14 protein-coding genes are annotated in these 15,192 nt (G+C 63.9%); 7 read left to right on the forward strand and 7 right to left on the reverse strand.

The genetic code is table 11. The annotated features are described in order from the left end of the window. Positions 1–146 precede the first annotated feature (146 nt). From FJ977_RS06830 to FJ977_RS06840, 3 genes are all read right to left on the reverse strand, one after another. Positions 147–1,058 (reverse strand): LysR substrate-binding domain-containing protein, encoded by a 912-nt coding sequence (locus FJ977_RS06830; RefSeq protein WP_056569659.1) that lies wholly within the window; start codon positions 1,056–1,058, stop codon positions 147–149. Positions 1,059–1,138: 80 nt separating this feature from the next. Next, positions 1,139–1,756 (reverse strand): DedA family protein, encoded by a 618-nt coding sequence (locus tag FJ977_RS06835; RefSeq protein WP_140769851.1) that lies wholly within the window; start codon positions 1,754–1,756, stop codon positions 1,139–1,141. Further along, a complete protein-coding gene (locus FJ977_RS06840; protein WP_140769853.1) occupies positions 1,753–2,352 on the reverse strand; it encodes an rRNA adenine N-6-methyltransferase family protein in 600 nt (199 codons plus the stop codon). Before FJ977_RS06840 ends, FJ977_RS06835 begins: the two co-directional genes overlap by 4 nt. A gap of 290 nt (positions 2,353–2,642) precedes the next feature. On the opposite strand from FJ977_RS06840, the gene FJ977_RS06845 reads away from it, so the two are divergent. The 4 genes from FJ977_RS06845 (at position 2,643) to FJ977_RS06860 (ending at position 6,091) form a co-directional block, all read left to right on the forward strand. Further along, positions 2,643–3,311 (forward strand): response regulator transcription factor, encoded by a 669-nt coding sequence (locus FJ977_RS06845; protein ID WP_140769855.1) that lies wholly within the window; start codon positions 2,643–2,645, stop codon positions 3,309–3,311. Between the two features lie 10 nt (positions 3,312–3,321). After that, complete coding sequence (locus tag FJ977_RS06850; RefSeq protein WP_140769857.1) at positions 3,322–4,683, forward strand: HAMP domain-containing sensor histidine kinase; 1,362 nt, start codon at positions 3,322–3,324, stop codon at positions 4,681–4,683. 69 nt (positions 4,684–4,752) lie between these two features. Beyond that, complete coding sequence (locus FJ977_RS06855; protein WP_140769858.1) at positions 4,753–5,202, forward strand: Rrf2 family transcriptional regulator; 450 nt, start codon at positions 4,753–4,755, stop codon at positions 5,200–5,202. Then, positions 5,192–6,091: an NAD(P)/FAD-dependent oxidoreductase gene (locus FJ977_RS06860; RefSeq protein WP_140769859.1), complete on the forward strand. Its 900-nt coding sequence runs from the start codon at positions 5,192–5,194 to the stop codon at positions 6,089–6,091. Before FJ977_RS06855 ends, FJ977_RS06860 begins: the two co-directional genes overlap by 11 nt. Here FJ977_RS06860 and FJ977_RS06865 read toward each other — a convergent pair. Continuing rightward, positions 6,088–6,864 carry a DeoR/GlpR family DNA-binding transcription regulator gene (locus FJ977_RS06865; protein WP_140769861.1) on the reverse strand — a complete coding sequence of 259 codons (777 nt, stop codon included), beginning with the start codon at positions 6,862–6,864 and terminating at the stop codon, positions 6,088–6,090. The genes FJ977_RS06860 and FJ977_RS06865 overlap by 4 nt on opposite strands. Positions 6,865–7,377: 513 nt before the next feature. Here FJ977_RS06865 and FJ977_RS06875 point away from each other — a divergent pair. Then, positions 7,378–8,265, forward strand: a complete 888-nt coding sequence (locus FJ977_RS06875) for a phosphotransferase family protein (RefSeq protein WP_140769865.1) — start codon at positions 7,378–7,380, stop codon at positions 8,263–8,265. Beyond that, complete coding sequence (locus tag FJ977_RS06880; RefSeq protein ID WP_140769867.1) at positions 8,262–10,703, forward strand: FAD-dependent oxidoreductase; 2,442 nt, start codon at positions 8,262–8,264, stop codon at positions 10,701–10,703. The genes FJ977_RS06875 and FJ977_RS06880 overlap by 4 nt, the downstream gene beginning before the upstream one ends. Before the next feature lie 99 nt (positions 10,704–10,802). Here FJ977_RS06880 and FJ977_RS06885 read toward each other — a convergent pair whose 3' ends face one another. Beyond that, positions 10,803–11,435 carry a class I SAM-dependent methyltransferase gene (locus FJ977_RS06885; protein WP_140769869.1) on the reverse strand — a complete coding sequence of 211 codons (633 nt, stop codon included), beginning with the start codon at positions 11,433–11,435 and terminating at the stop codon, positions 10,803–10,805. A 105-nt stretch (positions 11,436–11,540) separates the two neighbouring features. Here FJ977_RS06885 and FJ977_RS06890 point away from each other — a divergent pair, with 105 nt between their 5' ends. Further along, entirely contained in the window at positions 11,541–12,443 is a 903-nt protein-coding gene (locus tag FJ977_RS06890; RefSeq protein ID WP_140769871.1) for a phosphotransferase family protein, read from the forward strand. A 45-nt stretch (positions 12,444–12,488) separates the two neighbouring features. On the opposite strand, the gene FJ977_RS06895 is transcribed toward FJ977_RS06890, so the two are convergent. Both FJ977_RS06895 and FJ977_RS06905 read right to left on the reverse strand, forming a co-directional pair. Next, entirely contained in the window at positions 12,489–13,412 is a 924-nt protein-coding gene (locus tag FJ977_RS06895; protein WP_140769873.1) for a DMT family transporter, read from the reverse strand. A 387-nt stretch (positions 13,413–13,799) separates the two neighbouring features. Then, positions 13,800–15,080: an amidohydrolase family protein gene (locus tag FJ977_RS06905; RefSeq protein WP_140769877.1), complete on the reverse strand. Its 1,281-nt coding sequence runs from the start codon at positions 15,078–15,080 to the stop codon at positions 13,800–13,802. Positions 15,081–15,192 lie beyond the last annotated feature (112 nt).

The following is a 15,192-nucleotide window of genomic DNA, read 5'->3' on the forward strand; positions in this document are numbered from 1 at the left end:
AAACTGTCGGTTCGTCCTATGGACTTGATGTCGCTCTGGTGGCGGCTTTGGTCCCTGGTACGGAAGGTGCTTGGAAAATTCCGGTTTCGCAAATTCATTTATCAGAAAGGCGATATCGGTTTTTCCGATAGATTGACACGCTTCAATCAGGGGCGTTGGCGGACCGTGCGCTGCGACTGGGCAAGGCCGACGAAGTCCCGTGCCGCCTGCGGCAGGCCGGAGCCGCGCCGCCAGACCATGCCGACCTGCACCACCGGCAAGGAGCCCGAAATATCGCGCGATTCGATGCGGTCGCCTTCCAGCGACCATGGCCGGTAGACAAGATCGGGCAGCAGCGCCACGCCGGCCCCGGTGGCAACCAGACTGCGCACTGCCTCGACCGAGCGGGTGCGGAAGGCGACATGCGGCTTGGCGCCGATCGCCGTCAGCAGCTTGCCGGTGTTCTCCTCGATCTCGTCGACGGTGAGCATGATCAGCGGTTCGCCGGCGATGTCGCCAATGCCGATGATGTCGGCGCCGGCGAGCGGATGGCCGAGCGGCAGCCACAGGCGGTAGGCCGAGACCTCAAGGATTTCGGACTGCAGCGCCGTGCGATCGCGCAAATTGGAAGTGACCATGACGGCGATGTCGAGCTTGCCGCCGATCAGCAGATGTTCGAGGTAGTCGCCATTGTCCTCGATGGCCGAGACCTCGACACCCGGATAGGCGCGGCGATAGCGGGCGAGCAGATCCGACAGCACATAGCCGGCGACCAGCGAGGTGACGCCGAGCTGCAGCCGCCCGCCCGCCACAGCCTGCTCGCCGGAGAAAGAGCGGCGCGCATCGGACACGTCGGCGAGGATCTTGGTCGCATGACGCAGGAACTGATGGCCCTTGTGGGTGATGTTGAGGCCACGCGGATGGCGCTCGAACAGCTCGACGCCGAGATCGCTTTCGAGTTCCTTGATCGCTTCGGTGACCGAGGATTGCGAGATGGAGAGGTTCTGCGCCGCGCCCGAAACCGTGCCTTGCTCGGCGACGGCGATGAAGAACTGCAACTGTCGGATGGTGAAGGCCATGGCCGGACTAAACACCGGCGGCGAAGCGAAGGAAAGCCAACGGCGGGCTTATCCCATGGCTGGAGGCTGTTGCCGTGCGCTCAGCCGAACACCAACATGATGCGCCGCCGGCACGCAGGACCATAACGCAATGCCAGCATGAAGGCCATCTCCAGCGCCACGACGATGACGATGATGCGCAAACCCACCGTAAAGGTGTCCTGACCGCTGCCGCGCAGGAGATAGCCGGTCAGGAGAAAGCCCGCATTCCAGATGGCGGCGCCGAGCAGTGTCGCGATTGCAAAGGGCAAGGCAGGCAGACTGAGGGCACCCGCCGCGATCGGCATGTAGTTGCGCACGGTCGGGATGAACTGCGCCAGCAAGGACACCCTGACATGATTGCGGCGATAGGCCTGGCCGAGCCTGCGGTAGGTCGTGGGGCGCAGGAAGACATATCTGCCGACACGTTCGATCAGCCTGTCGGCACGGTCAAATCCGATCCGGCGGCCAACCCCATACCAGACAAGGCAGCCAAGGAAGGAGGCAAGCGTCGTCACCACCAGCAGGATCGCCAGTGTGAAGCCATCCGGTGCAGCCGTCATGCCGAGGAACAGCAGCAGCACATGCGAGGGCGGAACCGGCAGGATCTTCTCGGTGAAGGCAAGGCAAAAGACGCCGAACAGGCCGAAGCCGAGAATGGCCGACAGCGGGCCGGTCATGCGAAGCGCCAGTCGGAGGACGTGACAGTCTTGATCCTGGCGATGCGGTAGACCGTTGCCGGCGGGAAATTGCGAAAGGTATGGCCGACCCGCGTGACCTCGAGATCGAGCCGATCGAGCAGCGACTGGTCGAACGGGCAGCGCCAGCCGAGCGTGAACTGATACAGCGCCCCGCCCGGACGAAGGTTCGCGAAAACGCCTTCGAGAATGGCAAGCGTCTTGCGCGGTGAAATCAGGCGGAAGGGCAGCCCGCTGATGGCGGCGCCGACCACCGGCCCGGAGAATAGCGACAGATGGCGCAGGCCGACGGCATCCATCTCGAAAATCCGGGCGGCGGGAAAGCGGCGCATGAGAAGTGCCGCGAAATCCGAATCGGATTCGATCAGCGTCAGATCCTCTTCCCTCACCCCGCGTGACAGCAGCGCGCGTGTGAACGGGCCGGTTCCAGGACCGAGCTCCAGCACCGGGCCGGTTTCGGGGCCGATGTCGCGCGTCATCAAGGCCGCCAGGCTGGAACTGGACGGCGTGACGGAGCCGACCCTGAACGGCGCAACGGTCCACGCCATGAGAAAAGACAGGGCATCATGTGCAGGCATAGGCAACCTCAATCCCGGACAACAGCACGCCAACCAATTTGGCGTGGCCGCTCGATTTCGTTTCGGCGTCGGTCCCGAACCTGTTGCATCGTCAGGCCCGACGCCTTGACGCCGGCATGGCGGTTCGTGCCGACCGGCGCTGTTTGCCGTGGCTGGATTGCATAGACATTGCGCAATAGCGCGGACGCAAAGAAAGGACTTGCCGGCCTCGGGCCATTCGGCTTTGCCATGTCTACGCAATGTTGGCGCGGTAGCGCCTGATACGGTGTGCTCGTTGCCGGGGAGTGTGGATGCGTATCTTGCTGGTCGAAGACGAGCCCGAAATGGTCTCGGCGCTGCGTGCGGCGCTGAAGCGCCACGACATGGTGGTCGATCACGCCGGCACATTGCTCGAGGCGGAAGGCTTCGTTGCCGTCGACAGCTACGACGCCATCCTGCTCGACCGCCAGTTGCCTGACGGCGACGGGCTGTCGCTGGTGCCGAGATTGCGCTCGGCGGCGAACACCACGCCGGTTCTGGTGCTGACGGCCAGGGGCGACACGTCTGACAAGGTCGACGGGCTGGACATGGGCGCGGACGACTATCTGGCAAAGCCGTTCGCCTTCGAGGAATTGCTGGCCCGTTTGCGCGCATTGCTCAGGCGGCCGGCGCCGTTGCAGTCGCAATTCATCCGCGCCGGCCATTTGGTGCTCAATGTCGGACATCGCGAGGCTGCGATCCATGGCGAGCCGCTCAGCCTGCCGCGGCGCGAGCTGCTGGTTCTGGAAGCGCTGATGCGGCGCACCGGCCGCATGGTGCAGCGCGAGGCGCTGATGGAAGCAGTGTTCGGTCTCGACGACGAGATCCAGTCCAATGCGCTCGATACTCATGTTTCACGCCTGCGCCGCAAGCTCGCCGACGCCGGGGTGACGATCAACGGCATTCGCGGCGTCGGCTATCTCCTGCGCGAAACGACGTGAGCCTCGATCGATGAGCCTCAACCGCCCACGTTCGCTCAAATGGAGCCTGGTGCTGCGCATCGCCTTGCTGCAATGCGCGATGCTGACGCTGATCATCGTCGGTATTCTCGGCGCGTTGCTCGCCACCGGCCTCATCCCACACGACTATGAGGACGGCACGATGGACGTGCTGGCGGATGCCGTGGCACGCGACGCCGGCGGCAAGCTTGTGCTGCGCGAGACTTCGGATCTGACGAAGCTGCGATCCGATGTCCCCGGCCTGTGGTTCATCATCCGCGACAAGCAGGGGCAGCGGCTGCAGGAAGGCACGGTGCCGGCCATCTTCCAGCCCTTCGCCGGCCTGCTGGACACCATCAGCGATGCGCGTATCGACAAATCCATCGGCGAGAGCGCGCCGCCGGATGCAAAGATCCGCTGGACCGAAACGGCCGCCGGCAACGTCCAGATCTTCACCGGCACCAAGGGCGGGCTTTCGCTGCTGCGCCTGCTCGGACAGGCGCCGCAATTCTTCCTGCAAGGCATATTGCCGTTGGCCGGCCTGATGGCGCTGGCCACGCTGTTCGCGACGCCCTGGGTGGTGCGCGGCGCGCTGTCGGGCCTTGGCCATGCGGCGGCCGAGGCCGAGCGCATCGACATCGACCAGCGCGGCGTGCAACTGCCGCTGAAGGATGTGCCAAAGGAGGTCGCGCCGCTTGTCAAGGCGGTGAACGCCGCCCTTGCACGCCTGGACAAGGGCTATGAGCGCCACAAGCGCTTCCTGACCGATGCCGCCCATGAACTCAGGACGCCGGTCGCCATCCTCAATACACGCCTGGCCTCGCTGCCGGCAACACCCGAGCGGGCCCGGCTGCTGCAGGACGCAGCACGGCTTTCGACGCTGACCGACCAGTTGCTCGACCTGCAACGGCTCGACCGGCAGACCTCGCCTTTCGAGAAAGTCGATCTGGTGGCCATCGCGCGCGGCGTCATCGTCGATCTCGCGCCGATGGCGTTCTCTGCCGGGTATGAAATGTCGTTCGAGCCGACAAGAGATACGGTTTTCGCGACCGGAGACCGCACCGCGATCGAACGCGCGGTGACCAACATCGTCCTGAACGCCATCGAGCATGGCGGCCGCGCGGGCAAGATCACTGTCAGCGTTGCAGCTCCGGCCGTCATCGAGGTGCGGGACGAAGGCGGCGGTGTGCCGCCAGCCGAGCGCGAACGCATCTTCGAGCCGTTCTACCGGCTGCGCCCTCAAGATCACGGTGCCGGGCTCGGCCTCAACCTGGTGCAGGAAATCATGCAACTGCATGGCGGGCACATCGAGATTTTCGATGGCAAGCCGTGCGGCGCCTGCTTCCGGATGAGTTTTCGCGCCTTGCCGGCATAGCACCACCGTGAACGGTAGAAATTGCGTTGGCGTGATTGACATCGCCGAAATCGTAACTAAATAAGTTACATGAAACGCAACAGCCGACTGTCCTCAACCCTGCACATTCTCGTCCACATGGCCGAGAAGCCAGAGCACGCGCTGACCTCCGAGCAGCTTGCCACCTTCATCCACACTAATCCGGTGGTGGTGCGCCGCACCATCGCCGGCTTGCGCGATGCCGGCATCGTCACCTCGTCTCGTGGGCATGGCGGCGGCTGGCTGCTCGGGCGCACGCCCGAGGACATCTCGCTGGCCGAGATCAGCGCAGCACTTGGCGAGACGCTGCTGCCGTTCAGCACCGAGCCGGAAAGCCCCGGCTGCCTCGTCGAGCGAGCGGTGATCGCCGTGCTCGATGATTTTCGCGTCGCGGCGGAGAAGCTGCTGGCGGAGAAGCTCAGTCGCATCACCCTGGCCGACCTGACCGCCGATTTCCGCCGCCGTTACGATCTCATTGGAGTCTCGAGCCATGCAATATGATCTCGCCGTCGTCGGCGGCAGCTTTGCCGGCCTGTCCGCCGCGATTCAGGCGGTGCGGGCCCGGCGCAACGTCCTGGTGATCGACGCCGGCCAGCCGCGCAACCGCTTTGCCGCGCATTCGCATGGCTTTTTCGGCCAGGATGGACGCACACCCAGCGCCATAATCGATGATGCAAGGCGGCAAGTGCTTGCCTATCCGACAGCCAGGTTTGTTCAGGCGCGTGCAAACAATGCCGTTGCCAACAGCAGCAGTGATTTCGAGATCACCACCGATGGCGGCGAGACATTCGGCGCCGCGCGACTGGTTCTCGCCACCGGCGTGCGCGACATCCTGCCGGAGGTTCCCGGGCTTGCCGGGCAATGGGGCAAGACCGTGCTGCACTGCCCCTATTGCCATGGCTACGAGGTTTCCGGCGGGCCACTTGGCGTGCTCGCAACCGGCCCCATGTCCATGCATCAGGCGCAGTTGATTACCGACTGGGGCGACGTCACGCTGTTCGGCAACGGCCAGATCGAGCCCGACACCGAGCAGATGCTGGCCATCGAGGCCAAGGGTGTCAGGTTCGAACCCGCGACAGTCAGCGAACTCAGGGAGGACGGCTCCGGCGGCCTGATCGTCCAGCTCGACAGCGGCCGACAGGTTGGTGTCATGGCGATGTTCACCGCACCGCGCAACATGATGGCAAGCCCGCTTGCCGAACAACTTGGGTGCGGCTTCACCGACGGCTTTCTCGGCCCGGTGATCACGGTCGATGACCGGCAGCAGACGACGATCCCCGGCGTCTACGCTGCCGGCGACGCAGCGCGCGCGATGCACAACATCGCCTTTGCCGTATCGGGCGGGACTTTCGCGGGCGTGTGCGCCCACCAATCCCTGGTGTTCAGCTAAAAAGCGACTTCGCCACCGGCGATGCTGAGCCGCGCGCCCGCCTGCGCCAGCGCCGCGGCTACATCGTGCGGCGGCGCGCAGTCGGTGGCGAGTTCGGAAAAGCCGTCGAAGCCGCAGACCTGGACCAGGCCCTGGCGGCCGAACTTCGTATGGTCGGTGACGACGAGCGAGCGCTGGCCGCGTGACAGCACCATGCGGGCGAATTCAGCCTCCTCCAGATCGTAGTCCATGACACCCGTCACCGCATCGACGGCGCCGGTGGAGATGATGGCATGGCTGACGGAGAAGCGGCTGACGAACTCGATGGCCGAAATCCCGAACGCGGCCCCTGAATCGCTGCGCAGTTCGCCGCCGGCCATATAGACCTTGTTGCCGTTGATCGTGGCCAGCGTGCGGGCGATGTCAGACGAATTGGTGACGACCGTCAGCCGCCGATGGCCGAGTAGTTCCCGCGCCAGGAACGAGGTCGTGGTGCCGGTATCGAGCATGATGGACTCGCCATCGCGGATGGTGGCGGCCACCATGCGGGCGATGACGCGCTTGGCATCGGCATTCTCGCGCATGCGTCGCTCGAACGGCGCTTCGCCGATCATCGACGGCAGGCCGATCGCACCATGCATCTTCAGCACCGACCCATCAACGGTGAGCGGCTTGACGTCGCGGCGCACGGTTTCGAGCGAAACACCCAGCCGGTTGGCCAGGCTGGCGATGGTGACGGTTCCCTCTTCCTGCAGCAGCCGAAGGATCTCGCCGTGGCGTTTGGAATGGACCATTGGGTTTTCCCGGGCTTATGCTTTTGACCGCTTTTAAGGTAATTCAAGCGCTTTTAAAGGGACTGACCCCTAGTTTCGGGCAAAACACCCAAAAAAAGTCACATCTTTTTGTTGACAATCGGGCAACCTTGGCGTGAAATCCAATCATCGACAGGCGTTTCGGAGCTGCAACGGGAGGGCGATGGCAGAGCCGCAACTCACTGGCCAGGCAGTCTTGAACGTGCCTGACGCAAGGAATTTTCAGATCCGCGGGGGCGGATGCCGGGATCAAAAACCTGGCCAAGGGGCTCGTCGGTGCGGTGCGGGATACCGATCCTGGCGTCCCGCACCGACGAGATTTACGCTTCTCCCCGCCGTCGCTGCGCTGTCCATGGCGCCTAATGCATGTCGCCCGAAAGTGACCTCGGTTTTGGGAGAACGACATGCATGAAAACAAGGGCCTAAGGCGCGTCGCATGGATCCGTTTCAACACGACGCGCTTTAGTCGAAGCCCAGCAAACCAGGGATGATCCCGTGATTGCCGAAGACCGCATCCGCGCCCTGCCTTGCTGGACCGGCGCCGTCGAGATCGCCCCGCTGCCCGGCGGCCTGAGCAACGCCAATTATGTGGTCAGCGACGGTGCCGGACGGCATGTCGTGCGCTTCGGTCAGGATTACCCGTTCCACCATGTCTTCCGCGAACGCGAGGTGATGACCGCGCGGGCGGCCCACGCCGCCGGTTTCGCACCGGCGGTCCATTACGCCGAACCGGGCATCATGGTGACGGCTTTCCTTGGCGCCAGGACCTATCTTGCCGAGGACGTGCGCACCAATCTCGGCCGCGTCGCGGCCCTGATGCGCGGCTTCCACCGGGAGATGCCCAACCATATTTCCGGCGCCGGCTTCATGTTCTGGGTCTTCCACGTCATCCGCGACTACGCGCGCACGCTTGAGGAAGGCGGCAGCCGCAAGCGCGGTGACTTGCCACGGCTGCTGACGCTGGCAGACGAGTTGGAGCGGGCGCAGAAATTGCTGCCGATCGTCTTCGGCCACAACGATCTTTTGCCGGCTAATATTCTCGACGACGGCAGCAGGCTTTGGCTGATCGATTTCGAATATGCCGGCTTCAACACGGCGATGTTCGATCTTGCCGGCGTCGCTTCGAATGCGGGCATGAGCGACGAGGAATCCTTCGCCTTCCTGACCGCCTATTTCATGAAGGAACCGGACGAGGCGATCCGCCGCTCGCACGCCGCCATGCAATGCGCCTCGCTGTTGCGCGAGGCGATGTGGAGCATGGTGTCGGAACTCTATCTCGACGCGCCAGGCATCGACTATGTCGCCTACACCGAGGAAAATCTGGTGCGGCTCGACGCGGCGCTTGAAAACTACCGGACAAAATACGGGATCCTGAAATCATGACATTGCCCAGCCAGGCCGCCATCGTCGTCATCGGCGGCGGTATCATCGGCTGCTCGACGGCCTATCATCTCGCGCGCGACCACAAGGCCGACGTCGTGCTGCTCGAACAGGGCAAGCTGACCTCGGGCTCGACCTGGCACGCCGCCGGCCTGGTCGGGCAATTGCGCTCGTCGGCATCGATCACCCGGGTGCTCAAATATTCGGTCGACCTCTACAAGGGACTGGAGGCTGAAACCGGTCTTGCCACCGGCTGGAAGATGACCGGCTGCCTGCGGCTCGCCACCAATGCAGACCGTTGGACCGAATACAAAAGGCTGGCGACGACGGCGAAGAGCTTCGGCATGGACATGCATCTTCTGTCGCCGGCCGAGGTCAAGGCGATGTGGCCGCTGATGGAAACCGACGATCTCGTCGGCGCCTCCTGGCTGCCGACCGACGGCCAGGCGAGCCCTTCCGACATCACGCAGTCGCTGGCCAAGGGCGCGCGCATGCATGGCGCGAAGCTGTTCGAGGAGGTCCGCGTCACCGGCTTCGAGATGAAGGGCGGCCGCATCACGGCCGTCAAGACCAATCAAGGCGACATCGCCTGCGACAAGGTGGTGAACTGCGCCGGCCAATGGGCGCGGCAGGTGGGCGCCATGGCCGGCATCAATGTGCCGCTGCAGCCGGTGAAGCACCAATACATCATCACCGAGAAGATCGATGGACTGGCGACCGACGCGCCGACGCTGCGCGACCCCGACCGGCGCACCTATTTCAAGGAGGAGGTCGGCGGGCTGGTGATGGGCGGCTACGAGCCCAACCCGCAGGCATGGACGACAGGCGATGTGCCCAACGACTGGGAATTCCGTCTGTTCGACGACGATTACGACCATTTCGAACAGCACATGACACAGGCGATCGCGCGGGTGCCGGCTCTGGAAAGCGTCGGCGTCAAGCAGATGATCAACGGGCCGGAAAGCTTTACGCCGGACGGCAATTTCATTCTCGGCACAGCGCCCGAATGCGCCAACATGTTCGTCGGCGCCGGCTTCAACGCCTTCGGCATCGCCTCGGGCGGCGGCGCCGGCTGGGTGCTGGCGCAGTGGGTGGTCGACGGCGAGGCGCCGTTCGACCTTTGGGTGGTCGACATCAGGCGTTTTTCCGCGCTGCACCGCGACCGGCAATGGGTGTGCGAGCGCACGCTGGAGGCCTATGGCAAGCACTATACGATCGGCTTCCCGCACGAGGAATATGCCAGCGGCCGGCCGCGCATCATATCGCCGCTCTACAACAGGCTGAAGCAACGGCGCGCTGTGTTCGGCTCCAAGCTCGGCTGGGAGCGGCCGAACTGGTTCGCCCCAGAGGATGTCGAGCCGGAGGACATCTATTCCATGGGCCGGCAGAACTGGTTCGCGGCGGTCGGCGATGAACACCGGCATGTCCGCGAGCATGTCGGCATCTTCGACCAGTCGTCCTTCGCCAAATACGAGCTCAGCGGACCCGACGCGGCCAAGGCGCTGGACTGGATCTGCGCCAACGATGTCAGCAAGCCGGTCGGCCGGCTGACCTACACACAACTTCTCAACACGCGCGGCGGCATCGAAGCCGACCTGACCGTGGCGCGGCTGGCCGAAGACAAATTCTACATCGTCACCGGCACCGGTTTCCGCACGCATGACGCCTCCTGGATCCGCGACCATGTCGGCGAGGGCCTCGATGCCGGACTGACCGATGTCACCGAGGAATTCGGCACCCTGTCGCTGATGGGACCGCGCGCCCGCGATGTGCTTTCCGCAGTGACCGAGGCCGATGTGTCGAACGCGGCATTCCCGTTCGGCCATGTGCGCGAGATCGCCATTGCCGGCCACACGGTGCGGGCGCTGCGCGTCACCTATGTCGGCGAACTCGGCTGGGAATTGCATGTGCCGATCGCGGCCACTGGTGAAGTCTTCGACGCATTGACGGCGGCGGGCGAGAAGCACCGCATCCGCCCGGTCGGCTACCGGGCGCTGGAATCGCTGCGCCTGGAAAAGGGCTATCGCGCCTGGGGTTCCGACATCACGCCCAACGACACGCCGCAGGAAGCCGGGCTCGGCTGGGCGGTCAAGCTGCGCAAGAACACCGATTTCGTCGGACGGCGCGCGCTTGAGAAGCTCGATGGCATGCGTTTGAAGAAGCGCTTTGCCGGCTTCACGGTCGACAATCCGGAGATCGTGCTGCTCGGCCGGGAGACCATCCTGCGCGATGGCGAGCCGGTCGGTTACCTGACCAGCGGCGGCTATGGCTACACGATCGGCAGGAATATCGGCTATGGCTATGTGCGCAATGGCGACGGGGTGAGCGACGATTTCCTCGCCTCGGGCGATTATGAACTGGTGGTCGCCATGGAGCGGACGCCGGCCAAGATCCATCTCGAGCCGATGTACGATCCGACAGCGGAGAGGGTAAAGGCCTAGATACGGTTCATCGTTTCACCGAAACGCCGAATCGCTCCTTTGTGGTGACGCAATCCCCAAGGGGACACAGCGATACACTTCTTTCTTGCTGGAATTACTTCAGTTTACCAGCAGGACGAGGCCTCGGCTGGGCACGGTGTCGGCCTCGCCTGGCATGGAGACGTAAGGGCGCGTCTCCTCGGCGCGGGTGATGATGCCTTGCGCCTCGAGTTCGGCGATGCGCGCTGCAAAACCCTGATCCCACAGCGTGTTCTTGACCGTCAGCACGATCACCCCGCCGGGCCGGCAGATGCGGATCAGGTCGTCCAGCCCTTCGACGCCGACATGGCCCGAGGTGAAGACGCCGGCCGAAACGATTCCGGCATAGGCATCGTCGGCAAAGGGCAGCCTGCCGCCGAGCGCGAGGCAATGCAGCGCGGAATAGACACCCTTGCGAGCGGCCTGATCCAGCATGCCTTGCGAGATGTCCAGCGCCTCGACTTCGGGATAGCCAGCAATGTTCAACCATTCACCGATGAGCCCGGTGCCCGCGCCGGCGTCGAGCAGCGGTGCGGAGCCACGCGGCAGATGGCGGGCGAGCAAGGCAAGGCAGATCGTCGGATGGCGATAGCCGGCGGCTGACATGTCGGCGTCATAGGTCTGAGACCAACGGTCATAGAGGGCGGCCACTTCCTCTGGCCGCTTCGCCGCGTAGGCGGCGCCGAGCGCGCCATGATGTTTGCTGTCCACCATCGTCGTTCCGCCAGCCGCTCTCTCGCTCACCACGATCGGATGATAGCCAAACGGCGAAAATTGTGGAACCGTTGCAATGAGAAATAATCGCGTGGGGGCGCAGGCATGGTGACAGACGAGGCGCGGGCAAAACTTGCCGCCATTCCGGCGCTGGCCGGCTATGCCGGACCGCTGGACCGGCTTGGCGGCCTCACCAATCTCGTCTTCAAGGCCGGCGACTTCTGCCTGCGCATTCCGGGCAAGGGCACCGAGGAATACATCAACCGCGCCAACGAAGCGGTGGCGGCGCGCGAGGCGGCAAAGGCCGGCGTCAGCCCTGAAGTGCTTCATGCCGACGCCGGCACCGGTGTGATGGTGACGCGCTTCATCGCCGGTGCAGAAACGATGTCACCGGAGAAATTCAGGGAACGGCCGGGCAGCCCCGCCCGCGCCGGCGAAGCGTTCCGCAAGCTGCACGCGTCCGGTGCGGTGTTTCCCTTCCGCTTCGAACTGTTCGCGATGATCGACGACTATCTCAAGGTCCTGTCGACCAAGGATGTCGACCTGCCCGCCGGTTATCATGACGTGGTTCGCGAGGCAGGGAGCGTGCGCTCGGCACTGGCCAGCCATCCCTTGCCGCTCGTCGCCTGCCATTGCGATCCGCTCTGCGAAAACTTCCTCGATACGGGCGAGCGGATGTGGATCGTCGACTGGGAATATTCGGGGATGAACGACCCGCTCTGGGACCTCGGCGACCTCAGTGTCGAAGGCAAGTTCGACGCTGCGCAGGATGAGGAGATGATGCGCGCCTATTTTGGCGGGGAAGCAAAGCCGGCGGAGCGCGGCCGTATCGTCATCTACAAGGCGATGTGCGATCTTCTATGGACGCTGTGGGGGCTGATCCAGCTTGCCAACAACAATCCCGTCGACGATTTCCGCGCCTATGCCGACGGCCGCTTCGCGCGCTGCAAGGCGTTGATGGAGACGCCGGAATTTTCGCGGCATCTGGCGGCAATACGCCGGGGTTAGCCCCGCACTCGTTCCAAAACGCTGCGCACTTTTGGGCGGCAGGCGTCAATTCACGCCCTTCGGCACGTTTTCGGGCGGCACGGTGGTGTCGACCACCTTTTGGCGGTGGAAAATGAAGATGCCGGCCAGGACGACGATGCCGGAGCCGATCAGGATGCGTGGGCCGGGAACGTCACCGAAGAACACCAGTCCGAACACCACGGCCCATAGCAGCAGCGTGTAGTGCAGCGGTGCCAGCGTCGAGGCCGGCGCCAGCTTCAATGCCCTGGTGATCATCAGATGAGCGGCACAGGAGACGATGCCAAGCAGGAGCATGGCGCCGAAATCGAGCGCCGAGGGTGTCCGCCACGCGCCGATGGTCAGCGCGCCGCCGACCAGCAACGTGCCGATCGTCTGCCATGTCACAAGGTTGGTATCGCTGGTGCCGCGCAAACGCCGGTTGAGGATGATGGCGAAGGCAAAGGCGATGCTGCCGACAAGGGCGAAGGCCGAGGATAGCGAGAACGCCTCCGAGGACGGCTTCAGGATGATCAGCACGCCGCAGAAGCCGACCAGGATCGCCAGCCAGCGCCGCCAGCCAACCTTTTCGCCCAGCAGCAGGTGCGACAGCGCCGCGACGTAGATCGGTCCGGCCATGTAGAAGCTCATCACGTCGGCGAGCGGCAGATAGACGACCGCGGCGTAGAACAGCCCGGTATCGGCCGTGGTCGCGACCACGCGCAGGAGTTGGAGGATAGGCCGCTCCAAGTGGAAAAGCTTTGCGGCGCCCTGGTTGGCGATCATCGGTCCGAGCACGATGAAGGCCCCGATAGAGCGGATCAGCACCACCTGACCGACGGAGAAGCTTGCGACCAGCCATTTGCCCATCGCATCGTTCAAAGCAAACATGAAATCGCCGGCCAGCATCAGCAGAATGCCGGCCAGAAGAACGTTCCTGATTGTGGAACTCTGCGCCACGGGCTGCGTCATGCCGATCCCGATTCCTCCCTCGCGTAAGGCCGCGTCGTAAACGGAAGCGGCCGCTTTGACGAGGAGAAATCCGGAAATCGGCAAGGCCAGTGCCGGGAATCGGCTGGGGCTAGGCCTTCCCAACTTCGTCATCCACGGGCGGAGCAGCCGCGGAGCGGCGTCGCGAAGACCCGAGGATCCATGCGCGACATTAGCCGAGGAATGCAGCGGAATGGATTCTGGACCGTCGCAGCGCTTTGACGTCGCGGCATGGATCCTGGGGTCTGCGCTGCGTCGCTTCGCTCCTTGCTCCGCCCCAGGATGACGAAATGATCGGCGTTTGAGCCAATCGCCAAGGCTTGCTGCCTGTCAATGCAAGCGATTCGTCAAACCTTCTGCGCCGAGGAACTAGCCGGATATGTGCCTGCGGTTAACCAGTGCCGGCCGGCCCGTGATCGAAAGCCTGGTATCCTGCCTTGTCCGTTCCGCCACCACCTTGCCCCTGGCGATGACGCAAATGCGCTCGGCGCGCAGGCGCAGGGCCTCGATCGGATTGCCGGCGTCGAGAACGACGAGGCTGGCGCGCTTGCCGACGGCCAGGCCCAGATGATCCAACCCCATGATGGCGGCGTTGACATTGGTGACCATGTCGAAGCAGCGCGCCATGTCGGCCGGGCTCGACATCTGGGCGACGTGCAAGCCCATGAAGGCGACATCGAGCATGTCGGCGGTGCCCAGCGAATACCAGGGATCGAGCACGCAATCCTGGCCCCAGCCGACACGGATGCCGAGCGCCTGCATCTCCTTGACCCGGGTCATCCCGCGGCGCTTCGGGAAGGTGTCGTGACGGCCTTGCAGCATGATGTTGATCAGCGGGTTGGGGATGGCGGAAACGCCGGCCTCGGCGATCAGCGGCAGAAGCTTCGAGACGTAGTAGTTGTCCATCGAATGCATCGAGGTGAGGTGCGAGCCGGCCACCCTGCCCTGCAGGCCCAGGCGCTGCGTTTCATAGGCCAGCTGCTCGATGTGGCGCGACAGCGGGTCGTCGGTCTCGTCGCAATGCAGGTCGACCATCAGGCCGCGTTTTGCCGCGATCTCGCAAAGCTCGGTCACCGAGCGCGTGCCGTCGGCCATGGTACGCTCGAAATGCGGTATGCCGCCGACGATGTCGACGCCCATGTCCAGCGCGCGGATGGTGTTTTCACGCGCCTTCGGCGAGCGGTAGAAGCCATCCTGCGGAAACGCCACGAGTTGCAGGTCGATGTAAGGGGCGATCGTTTTCTTGACGTCGAGCAAGGCCTCGACGGCCAGCAAACGGTCATCGCAGACATCGACATGGGTGCGGATGGCGAGCAGGCCCATCGACACCGCCCAGTCGCAATAGGCGAGCGCGCGGTCGCGCACAGCCTCATGCGTCAAAAGCGGCTTCAGTTCACCCCACAATGCAATACCTTCGAGCAGCGTGCCCGAGGCATTGATGCGCGGAATGCCATAGGACAGCGTTGCATCCATATGAAAATGCGGATCGATGAAGGGCGGCGAAACCAGATTGCCGCTTGCGTCGACCTCGGTTCGGGCGGAACCTTGCAGTTTCGGCTCGATCGCCGCGATCGTCTCGCCGCTGATGCCGATATCGGCAATCCTGCCATCCGGCAGCGTGCCGCCACGAACGATAAGGTCGAAATCCATCTGCCGTCATCCTATTCCAGAATCACCCAGCCATGGTGGCGCAAAAGACAGCTTGCCGCAGCCGTTTCTTTCGGCGACCGCGAAAGGTTTCCTCCGGCGACAACTCCCTCTA

It is taken from the genome of Mesorhizobium sp. B2-1-3A, assembly GCF_006442655.1.
Lineage (GTDB): Bacteria > Pseudomonadota > Alphaproteobacteria > Rhizobiales > Rhizobiaceae > Mesorhizobium.